This is a genomic window from Bacillus cereus group sp. MS39, assembly GCF_040448665.1.
Classification (GTDB): Bacteria; Bacillota; Bacilli; order Bacillales; family Bacillaceae_G; genus Bacillus_A; species Bacillus_A wiedmannii.
This window is the reverse complement of the sequence record NZ_CP123058.1, coordinates 1,181,856-1,207,305: the sequence shown is the minus strand read 5'-3', so window position 1 is coordinate 1,207,305 and position 25,450 is coordinate 1,181,856. Positions and strand designations below refer to the sequence as shown.

Here is a 25,450-nt window from a genome sequence, read left to right as displayed (position 1 = left end):
CCTCCATCCAATTTCATTTTGCTCATTCCGTACGAAGCAATCAATAAAATGATACACCAGAAAGAATAACGTGACAAGTTGAAAACAAGCCTAAATATTTAAAAGAAAAAAGAACTTGCATTCCAATACAAGTTCTTTTCATGTAAAATATTGAATTTCTGCGTTAGGAAAAAAGTGATGAATATATCCTCTAATCGTTTCTTCCAATACTTCTGCATCATCTTTTTTATATACGTATTTCCCGATGCCATATCGTCCCCATTTATATTTGCGCTTCTCTTCATCCATTTCAAGCTTCGTATTCGGATAACGCTCTTGAATGACTTTTTTTGCTGGTTTTGTAAAGCGATGTTGAATTAATTCAAATGTTAAATTCGGTATCGACAAATCTTTTAGCGCATTGTACAGTCGCTCAAATAGTTCACGGTATCCTTCTTCCCATCCTTCATGCATATAAAGTGGCGCAACTATAAACCCAAGTGGATAACCCGCACCTGCTACTTTACGAGCTGCTTCAATTCGTTCTTCAAAAGGTGATGTCCCCGGCTCAAAATTTTTGATTACATACCGTGAATTAATACTAAATCGAAAACGAGTTTTCCCATTATGTTTTGCATCTAATAAATGATCAACGTGCGAATATTTCGTAACGAAACGTAAACGCCCATGCTCACTTTCTCCAATGAATTCAATCGCCCGCTTTAATGCATGTGTTAAATGATCAATTCCAACAATATCTGATGTACAAGCCGCTTCAAACCTTGTTATTTCTGGTGCTCTTTCATACATATACTGCTTTGCCTTCTCAAATATTTCATCAAGATTGACATACACGCGAACGTAAGGCTTACTCCCAAGTGTCGTTTGCAAATAGCAATAATGACAATGTCCCATACACCCCGTTGCGAGCGGGATTGCATATTCAGCTGACGGTTTTGACGTATCAAACTTTAATGTTTTCCTCACCCCAACGACAAGTGTTGCCTTTGCATTACGATACTTTTGCAAGTCATTTTCACCTGGCAAATTTCTAATTTGATTATGGGATGTCGTTTCACGAATTTCTAATCCCATCTTCGTAAACTTCTCATACAGCTCTTTTCCAAGCGGATATTCGAGTGCCTTCGGTTCAAAGTAAACGAGTTTTGGCATAAATGGTTTCATATACTTCCCTCCTCTCGTTAGTATGGGAAACGATGAAAAATTAACACTCATTAAAGTTTTCCACTTCAGTAACTTGCGTTGCAAGTTACTGAATGTTATAATTTGGATAACAGCTACCTTGCAACGCAAGTTACCTGAGTGAAAGGTGGTGAAATCATGCACAGCCAAATGTTAAAAGGTGTGCTCGAAGGTTGCATCCTATACATCATTTCACAAGAAGAAGTGTACGGATATGAACTGAGTACAAAATTAAATAAACAAGGATTTACATTCGTAAGCGAAGGAAGCATATATCCGTTATTGTTACGTATGCAAAAAGAAAAATTGATTGAAGGGACATTAAAAGCCTCCTCACTCGGTCCAAAGCGAAAATATTATCACGTAACCGCTAAAGGATTAGAACAACTTGAAGAATTTAAACAAAGCTGGGGAATGGTTTCAACTACGGTGAACAATTTATTACAAGGGGAGTGATAGGGATGAATGCACAAGACATGATTGAATTGAATAATAAAAAACGTGAGCTTCTAACTTCCGAAAATGAAACCGCTTATGGCGATATGCTAGTATATCTTCGATTATCTAATGTACCCGAACATCAAGTAGAAGAACTTTTATTAGAAATATTAGACCACCTTATCGAAGCACAAGCAGAAAATAAAAATGCTTATGACATTTGTGGAAATGATTTACGCTCTTATTGCGATGAACTTATATCAGCTTTGCCTGTCCAAACAAAATTAGAAAAAACTTCTTTAATCGGTTTTGTTATTAGCTTACTTCTTGCTATACAGTTTGGAATGGATGCCCTTGCTTCTCTTTTCATTTTCCTGTTTGAAAAAGATACCGATATAATAAGCCCACCTTTTAGCATCCCTGGGACTACTTTGTCTGTTTCACTAATTGTACTAGGAGTACTACTTATTTTATATTTATTAAAGCGTTACTCCTTTGATCAAAAAATAAATTGGAAAAGACGAATTCTATTCGGGCTCGCTTTTGCTACTCCATTTTGTTCAGCTATATTCGTAAATATTTATTTTAGAAAACAACCTTACCTCATTTATCATCTAACCTTTTGGCAAAACGCCTTAATCGCTATCTTATTTTTTGTTTTATATAAATTACTATACAAAAAATCAAATTTTTAACAGCCTTTCAAAAGGCTGTTTTTCTTCTGTCTAATTTTACAAATTGAAAAATTTCATAAAGAAAATAAGAAAAATGCAAAATAATTAAAGTTAATTGTTGACGTGATGCTTTTATTATCGGTATCATAAATCTTCGTGAGCAATTATTTTTCGTTATACGATTTTTTTATTATTACTGAATTTTTGAGAGGAGAAATTAAATGTCAGTTAAGAAGAAAACGCAAGTACGCACCGGCAAAATGGTACGTGAACTAATGTTAGCAGACGAAGATGTAAATGCTTCGCTAATTATGGTATATAGTGAAAACGGTGTAAACGCAGAAATTAAAATCGAGGGCTTAACGCCGAAATGTAACGAAGAATTATTTTTGAGCGGAAACGTGGATTGGAACAAGAGTGTTATTTATAAAATTGTTGATTTCACTGGGAACGCTGAAGTTGGTAAAGTTACATTAACAGCGATGAACAAAAATAATGTTTCTCTAGAAGTTGAACGCGTTATGTGGAGCAAAGAAAATAAAGAAGCTGCTGAGCAAGAAGAAACTGTTGTAGAAGCTACTCCGAAAAAAGAAGTAGTTGTAGAAGCTCCAAAAGCAGTTACACCTGCTCCAAAACCTGTTACGCGAGTAGAAACACCTGCAGCATCTAAACCTACTCCGGTACCGACACCGAAGCCAGTAAGTGTAGAAGCAGCCGTGGAACTATCTACTCCAGCACCTGTGAAAAAAGCAGCACCAACTCCAGTTACAAAGCAAGAGACAGCACCGGTCGCTCCTGCAAAACCGAAGCAACCTGCTTTGACTGAAACAAATACAAAACTACAAGAAAATTATGTTAAACTTGTGAAAAAGACAATTGAAGTTTGTCAAGATTACGAGCTTGGCATCGACATAGATGATTCTATTGAAAGCTTAAAAAAAGAACTACAAAGCCAAGGTATTAGCGTTACATTTGACAAAGAAATTATGGACGTTGTAAATCGCCTTCGTTCTTTACAAGATAAAGGAATCAAAGTAGAAAAAGTACTTAATTTACTATAAAAAAATAAGAGGTGGCAATTGCCACCTCTTATTTTTTATAATTCCATTCCTTACTTTCATACTTCTCTTTTGCTAATGTTTGGACTTCATGTAACTGTTCTTCTGTTAATTCATACGGAACAAGCTCTACATCTAATCCTTTTTCAAACCCAACCTCAAACGCTTTAATTAACTGCTCGATTGTAAACGTGCGGTCTGTTAATTCATTAATGGCTACCGCTTTAGAAGAGAACATACTCTTCATACGCTCTTTTACACGTTCACTCGGGAATAAAAACAGATCGTATAATTCATCTAAATCTATTTCTAACGGAATCGAGCCGTGCTGTAAAATCACACCTTTTTGACGTGTTTGAGCACTACCTGCGATTTTTCTTCCTTCTACTACAATTTCATACCAAGATGGTGCATCAAAGCATACGCCTGAACGTGGATTTTTTAAATTTTCACGGTCTGCTTCTGTTTTTGGAACTGCATAATACGCTTCTAATCCTAATGCCTTAAAACCGTCTAATAAACCTTGCGAAATAATACGATACGCTTCTGTAACTGTTTTTGGCATATTTGGATGATCTTCAGACACAATAACACTGTACGTTAATTCTTTATCATGTAGTACACCCCTGCCGCCTGTTTGACGACGAACGAATCCATATTTCTTTTCGTTAACTACATCCATGTTAATATCTTTTTCAACACGCTGGAAATACCCAACTGTTAATGTTGGTACTTCCCATTCATAAAAACGAATGGTTGGTGGCATTTTCTTTTCACTTTGCCAATTTAATAAACATTCATCTAACGCCATATTAAATGCCGGTGAACATTGACCAGAGTTAATATAACACCATTTTTCTTTTCCCATCCTGCACCTCATATAACCAATTATTTTTCACATTCTCTAGTCTACCAAATTCGACAAAATTTGTGAAAGAATACGAAATTTCTTCTTATATGCAAATGAATCTGTTGCATAAATACATACGGGCATTATAATATTGAAAGTAGGATAAGAAAAAAGGGAGCGATAGAACCGTGTCAACAACTTGGATTATTTTATTAGCCGTAATCGTAGCGTTCATCGGCTACACTGTATGGATGTATTTCTATCAGAGAAAATTAATTAAAACACTTTCAGAAGAAGAGTTTCGCGCTGGCTACCGTAAAGCACAGCTTATCGATATTCGCGAAGCAGACGAATATACTGCAGGACATATTTTAGGCGCACGTAACATTCCATTATCACAAATTCGCCTTCGTCATAAAGAACTTCGCAAAGATCAACCAGTTTACTTATACTGCCAAAGCGGATTTCGTACTGGTCGTGCAGCTCAATACTTAAAAAAACAAGGCTACAAAGATTTCTACCAGTTACAAGGTGGATTTAAAACGTGGACTGGAAAAATTAAAAAGAAATAATAACATACAAAAACTAGCTGAATCATTCAGCTAGTTTTTTCATTCCATATTATTCGCAATGTATAATAAATTTTGCTTAATCACATCTTTATCATTCTCTTGCACATTACGATACAGCAGCTGATATTCAAGTCCTTTCTCTTTCCAAATAAGCGTAGCGAATTCATCTCCTCGCCCAGAGTCATCTTTATTTTTAATATAAGCGAATGCTCCACTATTCAATTTCATTTGTTCTTGAAATCGTTTCTCTTCCACGAGATCCGGAAAACTATAAGGAAAGTTCGCAACATTTAACTCAATATACTCATTTCTACCTGGCTCCCGCTGTTTATATTTAATGATTAAAACAGCGTTCTTTTTCCCAATCGTTCTGACTTCCCCCTTCACATCACTCGTAATGTCATACGGTAAAAACGCCGGAACTTTAAATTTCACTGGAAAATATTTCGGAAGCTCCTTTAGCGGAATAGGATCCGTAACACGATCCATCGCTCCCCCTGTTGTTCCCACAAAGTTTTTTTCTTCTTGCATCGTTTGCTGAAACGAACATGAACTTAGCACTAGACTAGAAAACACGAAACAAATGATTCTTTTTTTCAATTTGTTTCCGCCCTTTCTTCATACCGCTCTCTTTATGAATAAAGCGTTAATGCCCGATTGGTGGGGCTAATAACCCGCGGGAGATGCCCGACTGATTAAAGTTTCACTTTGTATGCTATTCATATTCGCTTCATTAACAAACTCCCCCTTTGAAAACTTTCCACGTTATTCTCACACATTTTGACAAAAACTCTTTTATAGACGCAAAAAAGACCCCCATCATTCTCACGCTCAACTAAAAAGGTTACGCGAATAACAGAAGTCATGTTTATAACATAGATTGTGAAAAGCTTTTCAGGTCAAGATTTTTTCATTCTTATTATTTTCCCCTTATAATAAGGGAGAGAGGTGATACATATGGCCAATATAAAACAAATTGCAAAAACCGCTGGTGTATCCATATCAACTGTTTCCCGCGTCCTTAATAATCACCCTTACGTAAAAGAAGAAAAACGTAAGCGTGTTCTAGATGCTGTTGAAGAATTGAACTATGCAAAAAATATAAATGCTATTCATTTAATAAAGGGAAAAACATATACAATCGGGGTTATGCTCCCTTTCATTAATCTTCCATACTTCAGTACAATTATTGAAGGAATCGGAAACGAAGCGTTAACAGCTGGATATCACATTAATTTATGTCAAACAAATTACGATAGCCTCGAAGAGATTCGTGTTCTTGAAATGATGAAAATGAAACAATTCGACGGAATGATTATTTGCTCTCGAACGAGTTCTTGGGAACAAATTGAACCTTTCGCGAAATTTGCCCCTATTATTTCATGTGAAAAGATAAAGCATCCCCTCATTTCATCCGTCTACGTAGATCACTATGAAGGCTTCCGTCTCGGCACTGCCTATTTACTCAGTAAAGGCCATGAAAAAATCGGAATCTGTTTAGCAAGAAAAACGAGTGCAAATTCTATGGAGCGCGAAAAAGCATTTGCTGATACGCTGCATAACGAAGGTAAAACGGTACATCCAGATTGGATTTTTCATCAATGCTATACGATGCAGGATGGTGCAAAAATACTTCATCGCATTTTAAACATGAAAAATCGCCCAACCGCTATTTTTACAGCGAACGATCAAGTTGCAGCTGGTTTATTAACAGAGGCGCGAAAACATGGCATTCGAGTCCCTGAAGAACTTGCTATCCTTGGATTTGATAATCATGAAATTTCAAAGGCGTTAGAAATTTCCACAATTGAACACCCCGGTCTCGCAATGGGCTCACATGCTTTTTCTTTATTCCATAAACAAATCCAAAGCGAGCAAATTGCCGGGAAGGCAGAAGAGCTTTCATTCCATTTAATTGAGCGAGATACTGTCTAAAAAAAGAGCGTTACCTGTAGCGCTCTTTTTCAGCTCTTCACCTATTGACTTTATATTTTCCATCTCATATAATGAACCTAACGAACGGTAGGTAGGGGATGAAAATGACAGCAAACCGCATTAAAGCTGTAGCACTTTCTCATTTCGCACGCTACGGCTATGAAGGAACTTCATTGGCAAATATTGCTCAAGAAGTTGGGATTAAAAAACCATCGATTTACGCACACTTTAAAGGAAAAGAAGAGCTATATTTTATATGTTTAGAATCTGCTCTTCAAAAAGATTTACAAAGCTTCACAGACGATATCGAAAAATTTTCAAATTCGTCTACTGAAGAATTGCTCTTACAGTTACTAAAGGGCTACGCAAAACGATTTGGTGAAAGTGAAGAATCAATGTTTTGGTTACGAACTTCTTATTTTCCGCCTGATGCATTCCGCGTACAAATTATCGAAAAAGCGAATGCACACATTGAAAACGTCGGAAAACTTTTATTCCCTATATTTAAACAGGCAAACGAGCAAAGTGAACTGCATAACATTGAAGTAAAAGACGCTCTAGAAGCTTTTCTATGCTTACTGGACGGACTTATGGTGGAACTACTATTCGCAGGTTTAAATCGCTTTGAGACTCGTTTAAACGCCTCTTGGCAAGTATTTTGGCGAGGTCTTTCAAACTGACGGATTGCTCCTTTGCAATGCGTCGTTTTTAAGCCCTTTACCTAACGACTGGTAGGAAGGAGAAATGACATATGGCATGGATTTATGTAATCATAGCTGGTATTATTGAAATCTTTTGGGTTATTGGACTTAAAAAAGCGGAGGCACCACTTGAATGGGCTGGTGTTGCGTTATTAATTACAATTAGTTTCGTCTTATTATTTAGAGCTTATAAAGATTTACCTGTCGGCACTGTATACGCAGTCTTTACAGGAATTGGAGCTGGTGGGATCGTTCTTACAGAGATTTTCGTCTTCGGAGAACCTTTCTCTATTGTAAAAGTTTTATTAATCGGTTTAATCTTCTTCGGAGTAATTGGGCTAAAACGAGTAACAGAAGAAAAAGAAGCGAAGGAGGCCGCATAAAATGGCTTGGTTATTTTTAATTCTAGCTGGTATTTGTGAAATTATTGGTGTACTCTTTATGAAAGTAGCCACTGAAAAGAAAGGCTGGGCACCAAAAGTTATTTTAATCGCTAACTTCGGCGTAAGCTTCTTCTTCTTATCTCTCGCGATGGACACGTTACCGATGGGAACTGCTTACGCGATTTGGACTGGAATCGGAACTGCCGGAAGTGCACTTCTAGGTATTCTTATTTTCCGTGAATCAGCGGATTGGCGTCGTCTTGCCTTCTTAAGCTGCATTCTATGCGGCGCTGTTGGCTTAAAACTATTAAGCTAACGTGAGGTGAATGTCATGTGGAAAGAAAAAGGAAAACAAATGTTAGCATGGATTACACTCGGGATCGTCATTCTATTGCAAATCAGTTTTCATATAATAGAATGGTTGTTTCATAAAGTAGTATCCATTTTTACCTTCCTTCCTAGCATGGCACTTGAAATTGCATCTATTGCTTGGTCTATTATTGCCTCCATTGCAATCGTCATTATATGGAGTATCGCCAAACTATGGAATAAATTATTTAAAAAGGACAGTACTTCTGAAAAAGAGTAACTGTCCTTTTTTTACGTCTATTTAGATTTTCTATAAAAATTTGATGCGATAAGACAAAACAGGCCAATTATAGCAACGCTCATACCAATCCCTTTATGCAAACTAGGAAATAGCGGTGGTATATCTGAATAAACATTTGCTAATATGAGACCGATTGAAACGAAAAATACCCCTATTCTATATAACCATTTTCTTTTGTTCATCATTCTCCCCTCCTAAAATTTTTCATACACTCCTTTCTTTTGGACATACTACCTAAAAAAGGAGTGGATAATATGCAAAATTCTATACATAAGCAGATCCTATTTTTATTTTTTCTCTTTCTTATTCTCGTTATCGTTTTCAGCTTTATATTACATACTCCAAAAGATGTTGTACCGAGTAGCCTCTCTGTTTATAAACTCTTACTTTCATATTGTCGTTATTGAAGAAGGTGCCTTTTATAGGGCACCTTTTAAAATTCTCTCTTCTCATACAATTTCACTGAAACGAAGACAGATGCTATGAATATGCATATTGAACTAACGAATAACACGCTGTTGTATAGTTGAATTTGTTCCATGCTGATTTCAAAGAACATAGTACCAATTGCTGTCGGTGCTATTAGTATGAAAAACGTAATAAAAGAAGCTTTTTTATAGCCAAACCAAAACAATATCGGTAAAACAATGCTAAAATATATAAAAACAAAGCCAGAAATCGTAATTACTGTTGTCGTTATAAATTCAAAAGTTCCATCTTCAAATCGATTGATTACTACAGGACTAGACACTATCATACTTATAATAAAAATAATAAGTGCCATTATGTATTTAGCTAACACAATTTGCTTTCTCGCTAGCGGTAAACTATTTAATATTACTTCACTATTATATTTTTTATCGTCATTAAATGTTTTTAAAATTGCTATAACTGGAATTATAGCTGACATAATTACGTAAAAGCTTTTAATATCTGTTAATGTCATATACAAAAAAAGAGGGTATATTAAGCACCATATTAAATGCTTCCATTGCATAATAAAATCTTTTATTATGAGTTGCCTCACGATTACTCCTCCCCTCATAAATCACGTTCATTATACAAGCTAACTGAAAGCAACATGGACATAATATACAAAAGAATAAGTCCTGCTATAAAACAAACATTTACAACTAGACTCGTGCTCCAAACATTTTCTACATCTAACCAGACGTTACTTACAATCAGTCCACTTAAATACCCCAACGCAAGTCCGGCGAACGGAGCAATTTGTTTTGCACTGCTATATCCTACTGAGAATTCAATCGGAAGTACAATTATGCTACAAACAAACCCACCTGTTATACCTCCGAGAATTTCTCCCCACAGCATAAATCCAGTCATATGCCCATCTTGTAGCTGTATTAAACCAACCACTAGTGAAAAACATCCACCTAGAGCAACTAAAATACTTACAAATATGTATTTTCCTATGACAATATCTTTACGGTCAAACGGTAAACTATTTACTATCAGTTCACTTTTATTTTTCCCCTCATAACTCATTGACAGTATCATGCCAAGAGCAGGTACAAACATGCTAAACGTCATCAAAAAACTATCACTACGAAAATCAACAATGAGCAGGAACAAGAAACATATAAGATAAACAAACCCTAACTTTCTTTGCATCATCATATCTTTTAAAACTAATTGCTTGATCATGTATTACACCTCCTAATATGAAAATGCCCCTTCTATAACTCTGCCTCCTGAAACATTTTCATTGAGAGCAACATTGATATGACTATACTTACTAACACTCCGATACCAAGAACACTCATTGATAATGTAGCATCTTCAGAGTGAAGTACTTTTAACATGATTATTTCATCACCAAAAATATTGCACATAAAGCCAATCATACCCATTAAAGGAAAAACCATAATCACATTCAAGACAGTAATAGCTTTATATCCTCCAATGTAATTAGTAGGTATCGTTACTACACAATAAATCAAAGTTGCTACTATTCCTGAAAACACTGCATATCCAGGCATAACTATATCCCCGTCCAACAAAATATTTTTTAATATTATGACTATAAAAGTTGCACTCAAACCAACCATAATAAATACTGTGCTTGAAATATACTTAGCTATAACTATCTCTTGTCTCGTTATAGGCAAACTCACTAATACTTTTTCTGCTTTACTTTTCTCCTCATGATAAAAAGAAATATAAATAATTGTACTACATGTTATAAATAATCCTATTGCAACCCCCATTGGTTGAACGGAATCCTTAAAAATAGATAACATAGGTATTAAAAAATAGAAAGGAAATATCTTCTTCTGTAAGAAAAACTCCTTCAAAATCAACTGTTGCATCTGAATTCTCCTCTCTATAAATCACGCGTTTCATAAATTTTAATTGTAAGAAACATAGAAGCAATGTAAATACTAACTAATGTAATAATTCCAACTATAAACATACCAACATGCATAGGATTCATAATCCACTCAATGAACGAAGGTGCTGTTTTATTCAGTCCATCACTAATAAATATCCAAAGTATCCCACCCACTCCTATTGAGGCTGCTGATATTATACTTCTTACTATCTTCGATTTTGTACCATAATAACTAGGGTAAAAGGTGACAACTAAAAACACGGCGTAAATAAGCCCATTTACTACTCCATACCATGGAATTTCAATGTATAAATTAGGATGATATGCACCTATATCACCAATAACAGCGATACCTCTTATAAGAAAAGCAACCAACATCGTAGAGAACATGCCACCTACAATAAATATTGCACAGGAAATATATCTAGCAATTATGATATCCTTTCTGCTTAACGGTAAACTATTCATAATAATGTCACTTGTATTTCGTTCATCTATTGCGACTAATATCATAACTGCGGAAAGAGTTATAAATAAACAACTCATAGGAAACAGCATTCCATCACCGTTTTCAAATAAAAAGAATATAAAGGGTATAATAAGATACACTGGCCATATCCCCCGAAAAAAGAACAAATCTTTATAGATGAGCTGACGCATAGGCACCTCTCCCTTTTGCGGTGTAAACGATAATATCATCTAATGTAGGCTTTTCTAGTACAACCTCATTTCCAAACCAATCGATAATTGCTTGTTTATCCTTTGCTAAACCTTCGAAACCAAATTTATTTTTTCGTAATCCAACAAATAATTCTTTTCCTTCCCGGTCTAATAAGTCATTACTTCCTTTTACGATTACGTAGTTCTCCATTAGTTCATCTTTCTCACCAGTAAATATAATTTCTCCATCATTGATGAACGTAATATAATCTGCGATGCGCTCTAAATCTGTTGTAATGTGCGTTGAGAATAATACAGATACTTCATCTTCCATTACAATTTCTTGCAACATATCAAGTAATTCACTTCGAACAACTGGATCTAATCCTGCTGTCGGTTCGTCCATAATGATAAACTCCGCGTGGTGCGAAAGTGCGATAGCAATCGCAAATTTCATTTTCATCCCTTTTGATAGTTCTTTAATTTTTTTATACTTCGGAACTTGCAATCTATGCATATACGATTGATACTGCTCTTCGTCCCACTTTTTATATAGCGGTGCAATAATACGTTTCATTTGTTCACACGTTAAATCTTCGTAGTAATGATTTTCATCATATACAAAACCGATATTTTGTTTTATTTCCTTCTCGACTTTTTTATTGTCCTTACCAAAAATTTTTATATCACCGCTATCTTTTCTAATTAAATTCATAATCATTTTAATCGTCGTACTTTTCCCTGCTCCATTCGGTCCGACAAATCCCATAATATATCCGCGTGGTAACGTAAAACTTATATTTTTCACTGCAAAATCTTGATAACTTTTACAAACGTTTTTTAGCTCTAACATTTCTTATTCCCCCTCATATAAACACGCAATCATCTGCTGTAAATCTTCAAGTGAAAGCTGCAACGCTTTACTTTCATTTACAACCTCTTCCGCTTTACTTTCCAATAGACGTAGCCGCTGTTCTTTTAGTAGTTCATTATTTTTACGTGAAACATAAGTCCCCTTCCCAGCAACAGTTTCTATATATCCTTCTTTTTCAAGCTCCTCGTACGCACGCTTCGTTGTAATTACACTAACTTGTAATTCCTTCGCTAAGCTACGAATAGACGGTAATTGGTCTCCACCCTTTAAACCACCATTTAAAATAAGCTGGCTTAATTGTTTTCTTATTTGCACATAAATAGGGTCTTGGGAAGAATTCGAAATAATAATATTCATGTTTTCCTCCAGTGTGTGTATATACTGTATATACCTTATATATACAGTATATACACACTATCCTATTTTTGGCAAGAAAAAAAGACCAACATTTTCCTGTTGGTCTTTCGTATATGTATCACTTTTCAAAGCGATCTAACATCTCATCTCTCATTCCAAAACTCACTACCGCAATTCCTACATACATAAACAGAAGGAAAGCCGGATGAACTGTGTTGTACCAAGTGCTATCAACAATTAAATAAATCGTTAATGCTACAACAAGAACAAACGCTAAGATAAACATATAAAAGTGTCTTGTACTACCCATAATAAACTCCTCTCTTCTCTCGTCACCATTCAACAGTATATTGTATCGAATAATTCGATATGACTCAAGGTTAACTTTCTGTTATGTAATCAAGTTCCACCTTTACAATGTCCTCACATGCTATTGAAATGATGGTTCCTTTCTTATCAATTGCCGTCACTTCTCTATTATCCATTACACGATGTGCTACTCTTTCTAATACTTTTCCTTGGTCTCGATAACAAAATTCTTTTACATCTTTAATCGTTTTTCCGTTTTCTAAATGGTATATCATTCTATAACACCGATATCCCACATTTTCACCCCCAACTTGCTCGTTTTTTCACATATACATAAAAATGAGTCATTCCTATCTCATTGCATCTTCTTAATTTCAATAAAATTCTAACAAAAATAAATACTTTTATCAAACTGACTTTTTCAACAAAATCACCTATGAAACTACTTCTTTACACCATTATGAAACAAAAAATATAAAATTTTAACATTTTCTTCACTAGTTCTGCATAAAGTGAAACTTTAATCAGCGGGGGATTTTTGTTCATCCCCATTGATTATCAGCCCACAAATCGCGGGACAAATTCTCCATACAAAAAAAAGAACCCGCATATAGCGAGTTCTTCCTTTGTTATTCTAATTAAACTTGTACAGGAGCTAGCTTTTCATAACGTAAAACTGGTTTACGAGCGGCCAATGTTTCATCCAAACGTTTAATTACCGTTGTATGTGGCGCTTCTTGTACAACTTCTGGATTTTCTTCTACTTCTTTAGCAATTTGAATCATCTTATCAATGAAACCATCTAATGTTTCTTTTGATTCTGTTTCTGTCGGCTCAATCATAATACATTCTTCCACATTTAATGGGAAGTAAATTGTCGGTGGATGGTAACCGAAATCAAGCAGGCGTTTTGCGATATCTAATGTACGTACGCCAAGTTTCTTTTGGCGACGACCTGATAATACAAACTCATGCTTACAATGTCTATCGAACGGAAGATCATAGAATGGTGCTAATCTTCTCATCATATAGTTCGCATTTAATACCGCATACTCCGTTACTGCACGTAGTCCATCTGGACCCATAGAACGAATGTATGTGTATGCACGAACGTTAATTCCGAAGTTACCATAGAATGGTTTTACGCGTCCAATTGCTTCTGGACGATCATAGTTAAAGTGATAGCCATTTTCCGTTTTCTCTAAAATTGGTTTTGGTAAGTACGGAATTAAATCAGCTTTCACACCTACTGGACCCGAACCTGGGCCACCGCCGCCGTGAGGACCTGTAAATGTTTTATGAAGGTTTAAATGCACAACGTCAAATCCCATATCTCCTGGGCGCGCTTGGCTTAATACCGCATTTAAGTTTGCACCATCATAGTATAATTTACCGCCTGCGTTATGGACGATTTCTGCCATTTCTAAAATATTTTCTTCGAATAGACCTAATGTATTAGGATTTGTTAACATAAGTGCTGCTGTTTCTTCGTTTACAACACGTTTTAAATCTTCTAAGTCAACAAGACCATGTTCATTTGATTTTACTGTAATTGTTTCAAAACCAGCTACAGTTGCAGATGCTGGATTCGTTCCGTGAGCAGAGTCAGGAACAATTACTTTCGTACGGTTAAAGTCACCATTTGCTTCATGGTATGCACGAATTAACATTAAGCCTGTCCATTCTCCGTGTGCACCCGCTGCTGGTTGCAATGTAACAGTATCCATACCTGTAATCTCAATTAAGTGCTCTTGTAAGTCGTACATTAATTCCATTGCACCTTGTACTGTCTTTTCATCTTGTAATGGATGAATATTTGCAAATCCTGCGAAACGAGCTACATTCTCATTAATTTTCGGATTATATTTCATCGTACAAGATCCAAGTGGATAGAATCCAGAATCTACACCGTGGTTACGGTTTGAAAGTGCTGTATAGTGGCGCATAATGTCAAGTTCAGATACTTCTGGTAGCTCTGCATCTTCTCCTCGAATATAATCGCTCTCAAACACATCTTCTAGTTTCACTTCTTCTACATCTAATTTTGGTAGGCTATATCCTATGCGTCCTTCTTTACTCACTTCAAAGATAAGTGCTTGGTCTTGATTCTTCATTGGATAGCCCCCATTTCGTTTACAAGTGTGTCAATTTCCTCTTTTGTACGAAGCTCAGTTACTGCTACAAGCATATGGTTCTCATGCTCTTTATAATCACGGCCTAGGTCGTAACCGCCGATAATATTCTTTTGTAATAATGCATCGTTTACTTCCTTCACTGGACGCTTGCAATCTACAACAAACTCATTGAAGAATGGTCCAGCAAATGTTACAGTGAAGCCTTTCGCTTCAAATTGACGTTTTGCATATTGTGCTTTAGAAATGTTTTGACGTGCCATTTCTTTCACACCTTGTTTACCAAGTGCCGTCATTGCAACTGATGCTGCTAATGCATTTAACGCTTGGTTTGAACAAATGTTAGACGTCGCTTTATCACGGCGAATATGCTGTTCACGTGCTTGTAACGTTAATACAAATCCACGTTTACCATCTGAATCTACAGTTTGTCCAACAAGACGTCCTGGAATTTTACGCATAAATGCTTTCGTTGTTGCAAAGTAACCACAGTGTGGTCCACCAAACTGCGTCGGAATACCAAATGGTTGTGCATCACCGATTACAACATCAGCACCAAATTTTCCTGGTGGTGTTAATGCGCCTAATGATAATGGATTTGAAGAAACGATAAATAATGATTTTTGTTGATGAACGATTTTTTCAATATCAGCTAATTTTTCAACTTGTCCGAAGAAGTTTGGATATTGAACGATTACACAAGCAACTGTATCATCTACTTCACTTTGTAATACGTCTAAATCTGTTACACCATCTTTATGATTAATTTCAACAACTTCAAGATGTTGACCTTTTGCATACGTTTCAAGTACTGCTCTTGATTCTGGATGAACTGCACTAGATACAAGAATTTTCTTTTTGCGAGTATGGCCAGCTGCTAGCATTGCCGCTTCAGCTAAAGCTGTACCTCCGTCGTACATAGAAGAGTTTGCTACATCCATTCCTGTTAATTCACAAATCATTGTTTGGAATTCAAAGATCGCTTGTAATTCCCCTTGTGAAATTTCTGGTTGGTATGGCGTGTAAGCTGTATAAAATTCTGAACGAGAGATAACGTGATCTACAATTACTGGAGCGTAATGATCGTATACACCTGCTCCTAAGAAAGAAGCGTATTCTTTTAAGTTAGCATTTTTACTAGCCATTTGAGTTAACTCTTTTAAAAGCTCTGGCTCTGATTTTGCTTCTTTAATTTTTAAATCCCCTTTAAAACGAACACTCTCTGGAATATCAGAGAATAACTCATCGATCGTTTGAACGCCGATCGTTTGTAACATTTCTTTTTTGTCTTCTTCTGTCATTGGAAGATAACGATGCAACATGAAATCTACCCCTCTCCCCGTTACTTTGAACGTTTATAAAATGGTGTTGGAACAACTACTGCTTTGACGCGTTTATTACGAATTTCAATTTCTACTTCTGTATCAACTGCTGCGTATTTTACATCAATTAGTGCTAAACCAATGCTTTTCTTTAACGTTGGAGATTGTGTACCACTCGTTACTTCCCCGATTTTTTCTTCTCCAATAAATACAGGGTAATGTGTACGAGGAATTCCACGTTCGATTACTTCGATGCCGACTAATTTACGAGGCGCACCGTTTTCTTTTTGCTCTTTTAACGTTTCTTTTCCAAAGAAGTCTGCTTCTTTATTTGGTTTTACCGCAAAGCCGATGCCAGCTTCAATCGGTGTAATATCTTTTGATAATTCTTGACCATAAAGTGGTAATGTTGCTTCGAATCGAAGTGTATCGCGAGCACCTAAACCACATGCTTTTAAGCCTTCTTCTGCTCCAACTTCAAGAAGTTTCTCCCAAAGTTTTGCAGCATCTTCACTCTTACAGTAAATTTCAAATCCATCTTCACCTGTGTAACCTGTACGAGATACAAGTGCTGGAATTCCATCTACAAGAATATCGTTTTTAAATTTAAAGAACTTAATTTCTTTCAAATCTTCTGACACAACTTTTTGTAAAATGCCTTCTGCTTTTGGACCTTGAATTGCAAGCTGTGCAACTTCACTAGAAACATTGACTACTGTCGCATCGCCAACTACATGGCTAGCTAACCATTCGTAATCTTTCTCGATATTTGATGCATTGATTACTAATAAATAGTCTTCTTCACCACGTTTGTAGATTAATAAATCATCTACTGTACCACCATTTTCGTAGCACATAGCTGTATATTGTGCGCCTCCTACCTTTAAGGTAGAAACGTCATTTGTAACAACACGTTGTAAAAATGCTAAACTATCTACACCTTTTACCTCAACTTCTCCCATATGAGACACATCGAACAAACCTGCAGCCGTACGTACAGCTTCATGTTCTTCTTTAATGCTTGAAAATTGAACTGGTAATTCCCAACCACCGAAGTCGATTGTTTTTCCACCATACTTCGCGTATACATCAAATAACGGTGTACGTTGTAATGTAATCATGCTCTCTCCCCCTTATGCTTTGACAAATCAATAAAAGTTGCTCGCCATATCTAAACATTTTCACTCTGAAAAGATAGGATATACGGAATCTCATTATATTTTTTTATGAAAGCGTAAATAAAAAATCACTTTCTTGGATAAAATACGAAAGATTCCACACATTTCACACCATTATCCTAACATTATTCGCTATATTTCATCAATATTCTAGCATAAAAAATAATTTAGAATTTTTCATTCTTAATCTTATTAAATACAATTTTCAAAATTTAGCCCTTTATCTTTTCCTATTCTTTAACTTTCAGCAAGTGTAATAGAGCCTTATTACAAGGCTTATATAATAAAGATTTTTTTAATAATTACTTTAGTTTATAAAAGGTGGGAGAGTCATAATGAATGTCGATATTTCCGTAGATCGGACGTGGCAAAACAATTTTTTAAATAGAATTGACGAAGATGGCCCTTGGACAAACTGGGATTTATACCATTTAGCTTATGAAACAGAAAAATCGTTACTTGTTCCTACTTTCGATGGACTACAAGCACCGAAACATTTATCTCATTTCACACCGCTTCCTCATCAATTAGAAGTGGCTCAAAATGTCATTGAACAAATGAATGGCAAAGCGATTCTAGCAGATGAAGTAGGACTTGGGAAAACGATTGAAGCTGGACTTATTTTAAAAGAATATATGGTCCGTGGCCTTGTGAAAAAAGTACTTATACTCGTCCCGGCCTCTCTCGTATCACAATGGGCATACGAACTAAATACAAAGTTTTTCATTCCAGCTGTAGCCCAAAAGAAAAGCTATTCATGGGAACAAGCCGATGTGATTGTATCATCCATTGATACTGCAAAACGTTCACCGCATCGTGATATCGTTTTGAACTTAGAATATGACCTTATTATTATCGATGAAGCACATAAACTTAAAAATAATAAAACAAAAAACTATGAATTTGCACAACGATTAAAAAAGAAATTTTGTTTATTATTAACTGCTACTCCTGTTCAAAATAAGATTGATGAAATTTTCAACCTCGTTTCTTTATTAAAACCAGGACATTTAGGCAATCAATCCAACTTTGAAGAATATTACGCTTCAAAAAATCGTTCTGCCGAATCTGATGAAGATTTAAAAGCTCTTATTAACAAAGTAATGGTCCGAAATCGGCGTCATAATACCGGAATTGATTGGCCAAAGAGACATGTACGTACAATTTTTGTTGAGTTTAATGAAGAAGAGCAAGCTTTATATAATGATATTGAAAATTGGAGAGGACAAGATGCCTTCACATCCGCTTTCTCATCGTTAACTTTAAAACGGGAAGCGTGCAGTAGTCGTGAGGCTGTTTACTATTCATTAAAAAAACATGTGGAAAAACGACAGAAGGAAAATGAACATTACATAAAAGACCCGCATATTGATGTGCTAATGGACAAAATTAATCATATTCCTTTTAACTCAAAAGCGAATAAAGCTCTAGAGCTTATAAAAGAAATTGACGATAAAGTCATCATCTTCACAGAATATAGAGCGTCACAAATGTACTTACAATGGTTTTTACAACAACACGGTATTTCTTCCGTACCATTCCGCGGTGGGTTTAAACGCGGGAAGAAAGATTGGATGAAGGAACTTTTCCAAAACCGTGCGCAAGTGTTAATTGCAACTGAAGCTGGTGGTGAAGGGATTAACTTACAGTTTTGTAGCCATATGATCAATTACGACTTACCATGGAACCCAATGCGCCTTGAACAAAGAATCGGACGTATTCACCGTCTTGGTCAAAAGAATGATGTTCATATTTATAACTTAGCTACAAAACACACTGTTGAAGAACATATTTTGAAACTGTTATATGAAAAAATCAATTTATTCGAGCGTGTTATCGGTGAACTCGATGAAATTTTAACGAGAATTAATATGAAAAACATCGACGCGCACATTCAAGAAATATTTGCGCAATCAAAAAGCGAAGGAGAAATCCGAATTAAGATGGAAAACTTAACATCTATTATCGACTTCGCGAAACGAAATGAAGCTGAGGTGCAAGGCTATGCAGCAACATGAAATTCATAATTACTTATATAATTTTTTCGAGGCGAATAACTGCGAAATTTTAGAGCGTTCTCCTCAATTATTAGACGTGCAGTTAACAATTGAGATGGATAAATTATTAATGAACCGCCCTTTTTATTGGCACTATCTTGAGAAAACAGGAGGCGTACCGAATCCGATGCGCCTTACCCTTATTACAAATCCAGAAAATGAAGAAAACGATGGCGAGCTTATTCACTACGGTTCACCACGTCTTCATCAAATTTTTCAAACGACAAAAGAATTAGGGTCTTACATACGTTTATATGAGGAAGTACGGCATAGCGGGGCGACACATACACCGCTCCATCCGTGGCTCGGTGTAAATATTAAAGTTTCCTATCAATGTGATCGAAAAAAAGATATCCTCCACTCCATTGGAATTCATCTTATTTCTGGCACAATGATTGCAAACTTTCATGAAACATTAGCTAAAATTAAACTCACACCGAAAATACCTGACTTTTGTTTTACGCTCTCGCCTATCATTAAACCGCAAAGCGGTTTACAACGTATAGAGGATGCTTTAAAAAGCATTATTGCAGAAGATGACCATACGTGGGCGAAAGAAGCAAGGGTGCGCTGGAATCACGATTTGGACCTTTTAAATCGTTTTTATGAAGAAAGTGATGAACTTCCTGAAAGCTATGAAATTGAAAAACAAGCACTGCAAGAACAGTATGAACCCCGCATTACAGTGCAAATTATTAACGGTGGACTTTTTTATGTTACCGCGAATCATTTTCTATCTTAAAAAGCTCCTTCTGTTTTAGAAGGAGCTTTACTTTGCGTTATCCTCTATCGCCATTACGCTCTTGTTGTTTTTGCTTTGCCATACGTTTTTGATACGCACGATCCTTTGCACTCACATGATTTGCATCAGTTGGAAGATTTTCTTTTGAACGGCCAATTCCATTGCTCATCTGTTTCACTCCTTTTATATCTTTCAAAATACACCCTTATTTTCAGCTAGAGGCACCATCCTTATGCAAAAAAAATAAGAGTAGCCATCGGCTACTCTTACTCACTCACATATTTTCGAAACATATCATGGATGCCTTTATTTACGAGGTTCGAGATCTGTTCGTCAGATTTATTCGGATAACGATCACGCAATCTGATAGATGCCTTCACCATTAAATTTTCTAATACAGAACGGCCACCTTCTCCATAAATAATTTCAGCATACTTAACAAGCCTTCCATCCTCTACTGTTGCTGGATTATGATTGAAGAAAAATTTACTCATTGTTTCCACCTCTCTATTTTGATAACGTTTACATTTATATAGATTATTTATGTTATTTATTTCACAATATTGTATGCATGTATATTTAATTAGTTTCATTATAAAGCAACATATCGACAGTAACTATGTGATTTTCCGTCCATTTTGTGAACAAACCAAAAAATGAAAGCGTTTCCTTTATTATATACTAAAAAAACTTACTACGCTAGGGGCAATTTTTCAATCTACCAATACCTCAAATATGAATATACTTTTGCTTTTCCCACTAAACCTTATATAATTTTCAGAAATTATATTATAAAATATATGTATGACTTAAGGAGGCCATGTATGAATCAAAATAAAAAAGCTATATTGGATCTTGTCTTTTATCTCGTAATCCCATTCCTCATTTGGAAATTCGCAAAACCTTATATCGACCCTTATTACGCGATGTTACTTTCCTCTGTTCCGGGGATTATTTATACACTGTATACCTTTAAAAAAGAAAAACAGTTTAACGTAACAGGATTCTTTATTTTAATTACACTCATTTCTAATACAACGGTAGACCTATTATCTGGATCAGCTGAACGAATGTTATGGAACGATGCGTATTATCACATCGTGCTCGGTATTATCGTTATATGTACCATTTTTATAAAAAAACCACTTATGTTATATTTCGCAGCAGATATTGCCGCATTGCAAGGCCATGACCGTGATAAAAGTCGTGAACTGTATCGTGATAGTCGCATCTATCCAGCACTACAATACTTAACGCTATTTTTCGGCCTACAATTCATATTAAAAAGCTTCTTAAAAATTTATTTCATCTCTGTTTTCGGTGTAGATGGCTATGGTGAAATGAGAGCAATTATGACCGCTGTTGGGTGGGGCATTTCCATTTGTATCGGAATTGGATTTGTCTGGGTAAACAATAAAATACATGCCGTTACAGAAGAAAAGGAATCCGTGCAGTAAATAAAAAATCCCCTAGTAGTATGATGCTACTAGGGGATTTTCATTTTGCTATACATATTACGAAATCGTTAACTTGATTTTTTTCTTTTATTTTTTACGTTTCGATAAAACAAAGCAGCACTAAGCGGCATAACACCAAACCACTTATTCATAAATGGCTCTTTTTCAGCACGGCGTTGTTCTTTCTTTTGTTTACGATCTTCTTTTGGAGCATCCATATACGACACAAACTGCTGTGTCACAAAGCGAACATAATCATTAGTAGACATATTATCATCACCTCTACTTGATTAGTATGTCCACTTTTTTATGCATTAATCTTTTCTTTCAATTCATTCATAATTTGCTTTACAGACTTATTCGTCGTATCGATATGAATATGAGCCTCTTCATAATAAGCTCGGCGCGATTCAAATTTCGTCACAAATGCCTCTATATCTTTCTTCTGAAATAGTGGACGTGTCGTATCTTCGCGAAGCCTTTCTGCAATTAGATGTGGATCACAATATAAATACACGACAGTTCCATTCTCCTTCATCCACTTTCGGTTTTCCTCTCGCTCAATGATTCCGCCGCCAGTTGTAATAATGACATTACAACTGGGGAGTGAACGTAACATTTCACTTTCATATTCCCGAAAAGCCATTTCGCCTTCTTCAGCAAAAATATTACGAATCGCCTTCTCCTGCTTCTCTTCAATTTTTTGGTCTGTATCGACAACATCCATATGAAGTTCTTTACTTAACGCTTTTCCAATTGTTGTTTTCCCAGCTCCCATATAACCGGTTATGTATATAGATTTCATGTTCGTTCCTCTCAATCATCCGTTATTATTTGTTATTATAACGAAAGATTACATTATTTAATAAAAAAACGTTTTGTTCTCCTTGTACAATGAAGAACAAAACGTCACATACACGTTTTTACTTATAAGTGCCTCTTCTCACCCACTGCGTTGCAATCCATTTCTCACCTTTCGTTACAGGTGCCCCTCCATGTAACGTAAGCTCATTTAGTGATTGATCTTGATAAAAATACTCAAAGTATACTGCCATTCCCTTTCTAGGGTGCACAGAAAGATTTAATTTCGGGAAGAACGTTTCTCCGCCTTCTTCTACATCATTTAAGTACATAACAAGCGTACTAATACGATTATTAGCAGCTGATCTACTATGCTCTGCAAAATAATCATAATGCGCTTTATATTGTTGATCCACTTCATAATTTAAAATGTGTAATCCTTCTCCATGCGATGCAGGAACATTCATGATAGATGAAATTCGTTTTTCAATCTTCACAGTAAGTTCATTATCTTCCAAAAATGCACCACTACTCGTTCGAATATCATTTACATCACGTGATGAACCAACTTTAGAACGTGCTAACTTACTTTTAGACAATTCAATCAATTCGTCACATTCTTCATCGCTTAATACATTTCCTAACACGACAATAAGAGGTTCTTCGAATTTTGAAATAATGTGTATTTCCCTATCTTCCGTCATAATTGCATTTCCTTTATGATCAAAAATAGTTTGTTCCTTATTTTCACCTATTTGATTGTTATTTGTCATTTCCCTATTCTCCCTAAAAAAATATGTTTGGATAGCTTGAATATATCATATTCTTTCTACCTTTCTCTTTTTTGAGAAAATTTAAACTTTCAATTGTTTTATTTATCCATTTCCTATAAAAAAATAACCTATTTTAAAATAAGAAATTATGGTTTTATCCATATATTTTACATACTATCCTTCTATCCAATCGAATATTTTCTCATCCTTTTTTCTATACCGGAAACTAACCTTGTAGAAAACTTCTTGTTTTATTTTGCACTGCAACGAAACGAGTATAACATCGTTTTCAAAGACGTAATTCCCACTTGCTTCGCCTTTTTCATATTGAAAGAAAAAAGTATCTTCCTTTTCTTTTTGCTGTAAGTCTTTTTTTATATTTGTAATAGATCGATTTAGTAGTTCTTCCAGTACAAACTTTTGCTCTATTTCAATATAAAATTTTTTATCTATAAGCAACATATTCGTTTCGTATACAAAGAACGAAGTTAATAATACAAGAAAAATGATTGTTCCTGGCATCGTAAATCCAGCTTGGTTTCTCATGTATTTATTTCCATTTCGCTATATCTTACAGCTACACCTTCATATATTTTCCCACTCATATCTTTCACATTTATAAAGAGCAAATGAGGTGTTACTTCATACGAAACCATTTCAACATTTTGTAATATAACTTCTCTTCCGCGCATATTCACTTTTCTTATAAGATGATTATTCAATTTTTCATACGTCACTTCATCTCCAGTGCGAAGACGGAAGCGCAAAAGATTATCTTTATTTTCAGGGACTATTTTTTCTACAAAAGATACTTCACGAAACTCTAACTGTACTTGTCCTATAAACACATCCCATTCCCAATTATTTAATCCTTTTGATTGGTTGTTTTCTATTCCAATAAAATTCAAACGTGGTAAGAGTAAAAAGAACAGTGATAACAGAAAAAAACATACAATCATTTCTATTAATGTAAACCCAACTTCTAATTTATTTTTTCTCCTGCATAAAAGCATTGTTCCATCATTCTTCCTTTCACATCTTTCCACATAGCACAAACTTCATTTCCTCCCCAATATGTGTAATATACATTTCCGTTTACGACTTTTTCTTGCGGTCGTTTCGCCCCATTCTCATACATATATAAAGCTGCTTCCCTTTTTAATAATACAAATGCTTTATAACGAATTTGTATGTTTTTTCGTTCTTGCATAACCAATACTGTTTGCGGAAGTAGTAAAGATACTGCCATCATTACTATACTTAATGCTACAAGCATCTCAGCCATCACTGACCCTTTTTGACATTTCACGATACGTAAATCTCCCTCTCCCAAGCTGAAATACAATCTCATATTTATAACTTCGATACGAAAGTAAAATAGTGCCACCTCTATTAATATTTCCACTCGGATTATATGTCATCGGATTTGGAAAAGTATTCAAATCAATTTGTATATCGCTATCATATTCTCTTTTAATGATAGTAAGATTCTCACTTAGCTCCCCTATATAATACGTATGTCTATCTTTATACCATCGTAATGTATAGTGTTTTTGACGGTTTATCGCTAATTGTTGCATATACAAAATATCGTTTGAAAACTGTCTTAAAAATTGCTCCACTTTTTGTTTTTCATGTAATGAATGTACGTTAAAATACGTGACCATACTTAGTACAGAAATTGCAAATAGAACGAGTAGCATTTCTAAAAGAGTAAAACCTTTTTGTTTCACAGTTTCCCAGTTGTTACTGTGCCATCATTTGAAATATGAATGGATTCACCATTCGGACACTCATCAGCTGTAATATATTTTGCATCCCTTAGCTCTTTTAGCGAGGGAATTTTATTATGTTGTAAATGGTATGCTTGTATTTGAGCTTCTATAGATTTCACATAGGCTTTACATCCTTTTCCTTCGACGGATGAACGCTGTGTAACTACATTCGGAATAATTAATAGTAATAATACAGTTATGACGACCATAACTAATAACATTTCTAAAAGGGTAAACCCTTCTTCATTCTGCATGTA

37 protein-coding genes and 1 pseudogene are annotated in these 25,450 nt (G+C 35.3%); 13 read left to right on the top strand and 25 right to left on the bottom strand.

Features of this window, described 5'->3' with window-relative positions; all coding sequences use genetic code 11:
* Positions 1–138: 138 nt before the first annotated feature.
* Positions 139–1,164: a spore photoproduct lyase gene (gene splB, locus QEP67_RS06335; RefSeq protein ID WP_000802113.1), complete on the bottom strand. Its 1,026-nt coding sequence runs from the start codon at positions 1,162–1,164 to the stop codon at positions 139–141.
* Between the two features lie 156 nt (positions 1,165–1,320).
* Here splB and QEP67_RS06330 point away from each other — a divergent pair, with 156 nt between their 5' ends.
* The 3 genes from QEP67_RS06330 (at position 1,321) to QEP67_RS06320 (ending at position 3,355) form a co-directional block, all read left to right on the top strand.
* On the top strand, positions 1,321–1,638 hold the full coding sequence (locus tag QEP67_RS06330) for a PadR family transcriptional regulator (RefSeq protein ID WP_000556089.1): 318 nt from the start codon (positions 1,321–1,323) through the stop codon (positions 1,636–1,638).
* 5 nt (positions 1,639–1,643) lie between these two features.
* The gene (locus QEP67_RS06325; RefSeq protein WP_000993593.1) at positions 1,644–2,315 is read left to right on the top strand and encodes a hypothetical protein; all 672 of its coding nucleotides are present in this window, start codon (positions 1,644–1,646) and stop codon (positions 2,313–2,315) included.
* A gap of 200 nt (positions 2,316–2,515) precedes the next feature.
* Complete coding sequence (locus QEP67_RS06320; protein ID WP_000111931.1) at positions 2,516–3,355, top strand: hypothetical protein; 840 nt, start codon at positions 2,516–2,518, stop codon at positions 3,353–3,355.
* A gap of 28 nt (positions 3,356–3,383) precedes the next feature.
* Here QEP67_RS06320 and QEP67_RS06315 read toward each other — a convergent pair whose 3' ends face one another.
* Complete coding sequence (locus tag QEP67_RS06315) at positions 3,384–4,220, bottom strand: biotin/lipoate A/B protein ligase family protein (protein WP_000514072.1); 837 nt, start codon at positions 4,218–4,220, stop codon at positions 3,384–3,386.
* A gap of 170 nt (positions 4,221–4,390) precedes the next feature.
* Between QEP67_RS06315 and QEP67_RS06310 the strand changes: the two genes are divergently transcribed.
* A complete protein-coding gene (locus QEP67_RS06310) occupies positions 4,391–4,774 on the top strand; it encodes a rhodanese-like domain-containing protein (protein WP_000108656.1) in 384 nt (127 codons plus the stop codon).
* Between the two features lie 39 nt (positions 4,775–4,813).
* Here the strand turns inward: QEP67_RS06310 and QEP67_RS06305 are convergent, their stop codons facing one another.
* A complete protein-coding gene (locus tag QEP67_RS06305) occupies positions 4,814–5,350 on the bottom strand; it encodes a hypothetical protein (protein WP_033658811.1) in 537 nt (178 codons plus the stop codon).
* 381 nt (positions 5,351–5,731) lie between these two features.
* On the opposite strand from QEP67_RS06305, the gene QEP67_RS06300 reads away from it, so the two are divergent.
* The 5 genes from QEP67_RS06300 (at position 5,732) to QEP67_RS06280 (ending at position 8,382) form a co-directional block, all read left to right on the top strand.
* Positions 5,732–6,709, top strand: a complete 978-nt coding sequence (locus tag QEP67_RS06300) for a LacI family DNA-binding transcriptional regulator (RefSeq protein WP_001273975.1) — start codon at positions 5,732–5,734, stop codon at positions 6,707–6,709.
* A 98-nt stretch (positions 6,710–6,807) separates the two neighbouring features.
* Positions 6,808–7,389 (top strand): TetR/AcrR family transcriptional regulator, encoded by a 582-nt coding sequence (locus tag QEP67_RS06295; protein ID WP_002107720.1) that lies wholly within the window; start codon positions 6,808–6,810, stop codon positions 7,387–7,389.
* 71 nt (positions 7,390–7,460) lie between these two features.
* Complete coding sequence (locus tag QEP67_RS06290; RefSeq protein ID WP_000312344.1) at positions 7,461–7,793, top strand: multidrug efflux SMR transporter; 333 nt, start codon at positions 7,461–7,463, stop codon at positions 7,791–7,793.
* A gap of 1 nt (position 7,794) precedes the next feature.
* Positions 7,795–8,109, top strand: a complete 315-nt coding sequence (locus QEP67_RS06285; protein WP_000312377.1) for a multidrug efflux SMR transporter — start codon at positions 7,795–7,797, stop codon at positions 8,107–8,109.
* A gap of 15 nt (positions 8,110–8,124) precedes the next feature.
* Complete coding sequence (locus tag QEP67_RS06280) at positions 8,125–8,382, top strand: DUF3975 family protein (protein ID WP_000265389.1); 258 nt, start codon at positions 8,125–8,127, stop codon at positions 8,380–8,382.
* Positions 8,383–8,399: 17 nt separating this feature from the next.
* On the opposite strand, the gene QEP67_RS06275 is transcribed toward QEP67_RS06280, so the two are convergent.
* The 12 genes from QEP67_RS06275 to gcvT form a co-directional block, all read right to left on the bottom strand.
* Complete coding sequence (locus QEP67_RS06275; RefSeq protein ID WP_001042442.1) at positions 8,400–8,585, bottom strand: hypothetical protein; 186 nt, start codon at positions 8,583–8,585, stop codon at positions 8,400–8,402.
* Between the two features lie 251 nt (positions 8,586–8,836).
* On the bottom strand, positions 8,837–9,430 hold the full coding sequence (locus QEP67_RS06270; protein WP_001249397.1) for an ABC-2 transporter permease: 594 nt from the start codon (positions 9,428–9,430) through the stop codon (positions 8,837–8,839).
* A gap of 14 nt (positions 9,431–9,444) precedes the next feature.
* Positions 9,445–10,068 (bottom strand): ABC-2 transporter permease, encoded by a 624-nt coding sequence (locus QEP67_RS06265; RefSeq protein ID WP_000595378.1) that lies wholly within the window; start codon positions 10,066–10,068, stop codon positions 9,445–9,447.
* A gap of 32 nt (positions 10,069–10,100) precedes the next feature.
* Positions 10,101–10,733, bottom strand: a complete 633-nt coding sequence (locus QEP67_RS06260) for an ABC-2 transporter permease (RefSeq protein WP_353706546.1) — start codon at positions 10,731–10,733, stop codon at positions 10,101–10,103.
* 14 nt (positions 10,734–10,747) lie between these two features.
* Positions 10,748–11,416: an ABC-2 transporter permease gene (locus QEP67_RS06255; protein WP_001249420.1), complete on the bottom strand. Its 669-nt coding sequence runs from the start codon at positions 11,414–11,416 to the stop codon at positions 10,748–10,750.
* A complete protein-coding gene (locus tag QEP67_RS06250) occupies positions 11,397–12,269 on the bottom strand; it encodes an ABC transporter ATP-binding protein (protein WP_000891319.1) in 873 nt (290 codons plus the stop codon). Before QEP67_RS06250 ends, QEP67_RS06255 begins: the two co-directional genes overlap by 20 nt.
* Before the next feature lie 3 nt (positions 12,270–12,272).
* The gene (locus QEP67_RS06245) at positions 12,273–12,647 is read right to left on the bottom strand and encodes a GntR family transcriptional regulator (protein WP_001021362.1); all 375 of its coding nucleotides are present in this window, start codon (positions 12,645–12,647) and stop codon (positions 12,273–12,275) included.
* A gap of 118 nt (positions 12,648–12,765) precedes the next feature.
* Positions 12,766–12,957, bottom strand: coding sequence for a hypothetical protein (locus QEP67_RS06240; RefSeq protein ID WP_000535935.1), 192 nt, complete (start codon positions 12,955–12,957; stop codon positions 12,766–12,768).
* A 70-nt stretch (positions 12,958–13,027) separates the two neighbouring features.
* The gene (locus tag QEP67_RS06235; RefSeq protein WP_000639158.1) at positions 13,028–13,231 is read right to left on the bottom strand and encodes a DUF3929 family protein; all 204 of its coding nucleotides are present in this window, start codon (positions 13,229–13,231) and stop codon (positions 13,028–13,030) included.
* A 363-nt stretch (positions 13,232–13,594) separates the two neighbouring features.
* Entirely contained in the window at positions 13,595–15,070 is a 1,476-nt protein-coding gene (gene gcvPB, locus QEP67_RS06230; RefSeq protein ID WP_000795688.1) for an aminomethyl-transferring glycine dehydrogenase subunit 2, read from the bottom strand.
* Positions 15,067–16,410 carry an aminomethyl-transferring glycine dehydrogenase subunit 1 gene (gene gcvPA / locus QEP67_RS06225; RefSeq protein ID WP_000903246.1) on the bottom strand — a complete coding sequence of 448 codons (1,344 nt, stop codon included), beginning with the start codon at positions 16,408–16,410 and terminating at the stop codon, positions 15,067–15,069. Before gcvPA ends, gcvPB begins: the two co-directional genes overlap by 4 nt.
* 20 nt (positions 16,411–16,430) lie before the next feature.
* On the bottom strand, positions 16,431–17,531 hold the full coding sequence (gene gcvT, locus QEP67_RS06220; protein ID WP_064459834.1) for a glycine cleavage system aminomethyltransferase GcvT: 1,101 nt from the start codon (positions 17,529–17,531) through the stop codon (positions 16,431–16,433).
* A gap of 392 nt (positions 17,532–17,923) precedes the next feature.
* Between gcvT and QEP67_RS06215 the strand changes: the two genes are divergently transcribed.
* Together QEP67_RS06215 and QEP67_RS06210 are read left to right on the top strand one after the other, a co-directional pair.
* Positions 17,924–19,606: an SNF2-related protein gene (locus tag QEP67_RS06215; RefSeq protein WP_001100033.1), complete on the top strand. Its 1,683-nt coding sequence runs from the start codon at positions 17,924–17,926 to the stop codon at positions 19,604–19,606.
* Positions 19,593–20,387 carry a YqhG family protein gene (locus tag QEP67_RS06210; RefSeq protein WP_001183975.1) on the top strand — a complete coding sequence of 265 codons (795 nt, stop codon included), beginning with the start codon at positions 19,593–19,595 and terminating at the stop codon, positions 20,385–20,387. The genes QEP67_RS06215 and QEP67_RS06210 overlap by 14 nt, the downstream gene beginning before the upstream one ends.
* A 37-nt stretch (positions 20,388–20,424) precedes the next feature.
* Here QEP67_RS06210 and QEP67_RS06205 read toward each other — a convergent pair whose 3' ends face one another.
* Positions 20,425–20,556 carry a hypothetical protein gene (locus QEP67_RS06205; protein WP_000064669.1) on the bottom strand — a complete coding sequence of 44 codons (132 nt, stop codon included), beginning with the start codon at positions 20,554–20,556 and terminating at the stop codon, positions 20,425–20,427.
* Positions 20,557–20,653: 97 nt separating this feature from the next.
* Positions 20,654–20,881 carry a hypothetical protein gene (locus QEP67_RS06200; RefSeq protein WP_000032704.1) on the bottom strand — a complete coding sequence of 76 codons (228 nt, stop codon included), beginning with the start codon at positions 20,879–20,881 and terminating at the stop codon, positions 20,654–20,656.
* A gap of 73 nt (positions 20,882–20,954) precedes the next feature.
* Between QEP67_RS06200 and QEP67_RS06195 the strand changes: the two are divergent.
* Together QEP67_RS06195 and QEP67_RS06190 are read left to right on the top strand one after the other, a co-directional pair.
* Positions 20,955–21,072: pseudogene (locus QEP67_RS06195) on the top strand (GTP pyrophosphokinase).
* Between the two features lie 139 nt (positions 21,073–21,211).
* Positions 21,212–21,844, top strand: a complete 633-nt coding sequence (locus QEP67_RS06190) for a VC0807 family protein (RefSeq protein ID WP_001073110.1) — start codon at positions 21,212–21,214, stop codon at positions 21,842–21,844.
* Positions 21,845–21,912: 68 nt separating this feature from the next.
* On the opposite strand, the gene QEP67_RS06185 is transcribed toward QEP67_RS06190, so the two are convergent.
* From QEP67_RS06185 to comGC, 8 genes are all read right to left on the bottom strand, one after another.
* Positions 21,913–22,113, bottom strand: a complete 201-nt coding sequence (locus QEP67_RS06185; RefSeq protein WP_000106081.1) for a YqzE family protein — start codon at positions 22,111–22,113, stop codon at positions 21,913–21,915.
* A 38-nt stretch (positions 22,114–22,151) separates the two neighbouring features.
* Positions 22,152–22,649, bottom strand: a complete 498-nt coding sequence (gene aroK / locus QEP67_RS06180; RefSeq protein ID WP_000836634.1) for a shikimate kinase AroK — start codon at positions 22,647–22,649, stop codon at positions 22,152–22,154.
* Positions 22,650–22,767: 118 nt separating this feature from the next.
* Positions 22,768–23,418 carry a 2OG-Fe(II) oxygenase gene (locus QEP67_RS06175; RefSeq protein ID WP_000183841.1) on the bottom strand — a complete coding sequence of 217 codons (651 nt, stop codon included), beginning with the start codon at positions 23,416–23,418 and terminating at the stop codon, positions 22,768–22,770.
* Positions 23,419–23,592: 174 nt separating this feature from the next.
* Positions 23,593–23,964, bottom strand: a complete 372-nt coding sequence (gene comGG, locus QEP67_RS06170) for a competence type IV pilus minor pilin ComGG (protein WP_001245749.1) — start codon at positions 23,962–23,964, stop codon at positions 23,593–23,595.
* Entirely contained in the window at positions 23,961–24,431 is a 471-nt protein-coding gene (gene comGF, locus QEP67_RS06165) for a competence type IV pilus minor pilin ComGF (protein WP_048562311.1), read from the bottom strand. The genes comGG and comGF overlap by 4 nt, the downstream gene beginning before the upstream one ends.
* Complete coding sequence (locus QEP67_RS06160) at positions 24,401–24,703, bottom strand: hypothetical protein (protein WP_000829516.1); 303 nt, start codon at positions 24,701–24,703, stop codon at positions 24,401–24,403. The genes comGF and QEP67_RS06160 overlap by 31 nt, the downstream gene beginning before the upstream one ends.
* Positions 24,696–25,151, bottom strand: a complete 456-nt coding sequence (gene comGD / locus QEP67_RS06155) for a comG operon protein ComGD (RefSeq protein ID WP_000810391.1) — start codon at positions 25,149–25,151, stop codon at positions 24,696–24,698. The genes QEP67_RS06160 and comGD overlap by 8 nt, the downstream gene beginning before the upstream one ends.
* A complete protein-coding gene (gene comGC / locus QEP67_RS06150; RefSeq protein ID WP_001178692.1) occupies positions 25,148–25,447 on the bottom strand; it encodes a competence type IV pilus major pilin ComGC in 300 nt (99 codons plus the stop codon). Before comGC ends, comGD begins: the two co-directional genes overlap by 4 nt.
* Positions 25,448–25,450: the final 3 nt, after the last annotated feature.

Bases quoted from the DNA above. Each gene is read 5' to 3' on its own strand.
- splB (WP_000802113.1), bottom strand. From the start codon at position 1,164: ATGAAACCATTTATGCCAAAACTCGTTTACTTTGAACCGAAGGCACTC.
- QEP67_RS06330 (WP_000556089.1), top strand. From the start codon at position 1,321: ATGCACAGCCAAATGTTAAAAGGTGTGCTCGAAGGTTGCATCCTATAC.
- QEP67_RS06325 (WP_000993593.1), top strand. From the start codon at position 1,644: ATGAATGCACAAGACATGATTGAATTGAATAATAAAAAACGTGAGCTT.
- QEP67_RS06320 (WP_000111931.1), top strand. From the start codon at position 2,516: ATGTCAGTTAAGAAGAAAACGCAAGTACGCACCGGCAAAATGGTACGT.
- QEP67_RS06315 (WP_000514072.1), bottom strand. From the start codon at position 4,220: ATGGGAAAAGAAAAATGGTGTTATATTAACTCTGGTCAATGTTCACCG.
- QEP67_RS06300 (WP_001273975.1), top strand. From the start codon at position 5,732: ATGGCCAATATAAAACAAATTGCAAAAACCGCTGGTGTATCCATATCA.
- QEP67_RS06295 (WP_002107720.1), top strand. From the start codon at position 6,808: ATGAAAATGACAGCAAACCGCATTAAAGCTGTAGCACTTTCTCATTTC.
- QEP67_RS06290 (WP_000312344.1), top strand. From the start codon at position 7,461: ATGGCATGGATTTATGTAATCATAGCTGGTATTATTGAAATCTTTTGG.
- QEP67_RS06285 (WP_000312377.1), top strand. From the start codon at position 7,795: ATGGCTTGGTTATTTTTAATTCTAGCTGGTATTTGTGAAATTATTGGT.
- QEP67_RS06280 (WP_000265389.1), top strand. From the start codon at position 8,125: ATGTGGAAAGAAAAAGGAAAACAAATGTTAGCATGGATTACACTCGGG.
- QEP67_RS06275 (WP_001042442.1), bottom strand. From the start codon at position 8,585: ATGAACAAAAGAAAATGGTTATATAGAATAGGGGTATTTTTCGTTTCA.
- QEP67_RS06265 (WP_000595378.1), bottom strand. From the start codon at position 10,068: ATGATCAAGCAATTAGTTTTAAAAGATATGATGATGCAAAGAAAGTTA.
- QEP67_RS06260 (WP_353706546.1), bottom strand. From the start codon at position 10,733: ATGCAACAGTTGATTTTGAAGGAGTTTTTCTTACAGAAGAAGATATTT.
- QEP67_RS06255 (WP_001249420.1), bottom strand. From the start codon at position 11,416: ATGCGTCAGCTCATCTATAAAGATTTGTTCTTTTTTCGGGGGATATGG.
- QEP67_RS06250 (WP_000891319.1), bottom strand. From the start codon at position 12,269: ATGTTAGAGCTAAAAAACGTTTGTAAAAGTTATCAAGATTTTGCAGTG.
- QEP67_RS06245 (WP_001021362.1), bottom strand. From the start codon at position 12,647: ATGAATATTATTATTTCGAATTCTTCCCAAGACCCTATTTATGTGCAA.
- QEP67_RS06240 (WP_000535935.1), bottom strand. From the start codon at position 12,957: ATGGGTAGTACAAGACACTTTTATATGTTTATCTTAGCGTTTGTTCTT.
- QEP67_RS06235 (WP_000639158.1), bottom strand. From the start codon at position 13,231: ATGATATACCATTTAGAAAACGGAAAAACGATTAAAGATGTAAAAGAA.
- gcvPB (WP_000795688.1), bottom strand. From the start codon at position 15,070: ATGAAGAATCAAGACCAAGCACTTATCTTTGAAGTGAGTAAAGAAGGA.
- gcvPA (WP_000903246.1), bottom strand. From the start codon at position 16,410: ATGTTGCATCGTTATCTTCCAATGACAGAAGAAGACAAAAAAGAAATG.
- gcvT (WP_064459834.1), bottom strand. From the start codon at position 17,531: ATGATTACATTACAACGTACACCGTTATTTGATGTATACGCGAAGTAT.
- QEP67_RS06215 (WP_001100033.1), top strand. From the start codon at position 17,924: ATGAATGTCGATATTTCCGTAGATCGGACGTGGCAAAACAATTTTTTA.
- QEP67_RS06210 (WP_001183975.1), top strand. From the start codon at position 19,593: ATGCAGCAACATGAAATTCATAATTACTTATATAATTTTTTCGAGGCG.
- QEP67_RS06205 (WP_000064669.1), bottom strand. From the start codon at position 20,556: ATGAGCAATGGAATTGGCCGTTCAAAAGAAAATCTTCCAACTGATGCA.
- QEP67_RS06200 (WP_000032704.1), bottom strand. From the start codon at position 20,881: ATGAGTAAATTTTTCTTCAATCATAATCCAGCAACAGTAGAGGATGGA.
- QEP67_RS06190 (WP_001073110.1), top strand. From the start codon at position 21,212: ATGAATCAAAATAAAAAAGCTATATTGGATCTTGTCTTTTATCTCGTA.
- QEP67_RS06185 (WP_000106081.1), bottom strand. From the start codon at position 22,113: ATGTCTACTAATGATTATGTTCGCTTTGTGACACAGCAGTTTGTGTCG.
- aroK (WP_000836634.1), bottom strand. From the start codon at position 22,649: ATGAAATCTATATACATAACCGGTTATATGGGAGCTGGGAAAACAACA.
- QEP67_RS06175 (WP_000183841.1), bottom strand. From the start codon at position 23,418: ATGACAAATAACAATCAAATAGGTGAAAATAAGGAACAAACTATTTTT.
- comGG (WP_001245749.1), bottom strand. From the start codon at position 23,964: ATGAGAAACCAAGCTGGATTTACGATGCCAGGAACAATCATTTTTCTT.
- comGF (WP_048562311.1), bottom strand. From the start codon at position 24,431: ATGCTTTTATGCAGGAGAAAAAATAAATTAGAAGTTGGGTTTACATTA.
- QEP67_RS06160 (WP_000829516.1), bottom strand. From the start codon at position 24,703: ATGGCTGAGATGCTTGTAGCATTAAGTATAGTAATGATGGCAGTATCT.
- comGC (WP_001178692.1), bottom strand. From the start codon at position 25,447: ATGCAGAATGAAGAAGGGTTTACCCTTTTAGAAATGTTATTAGTTATG.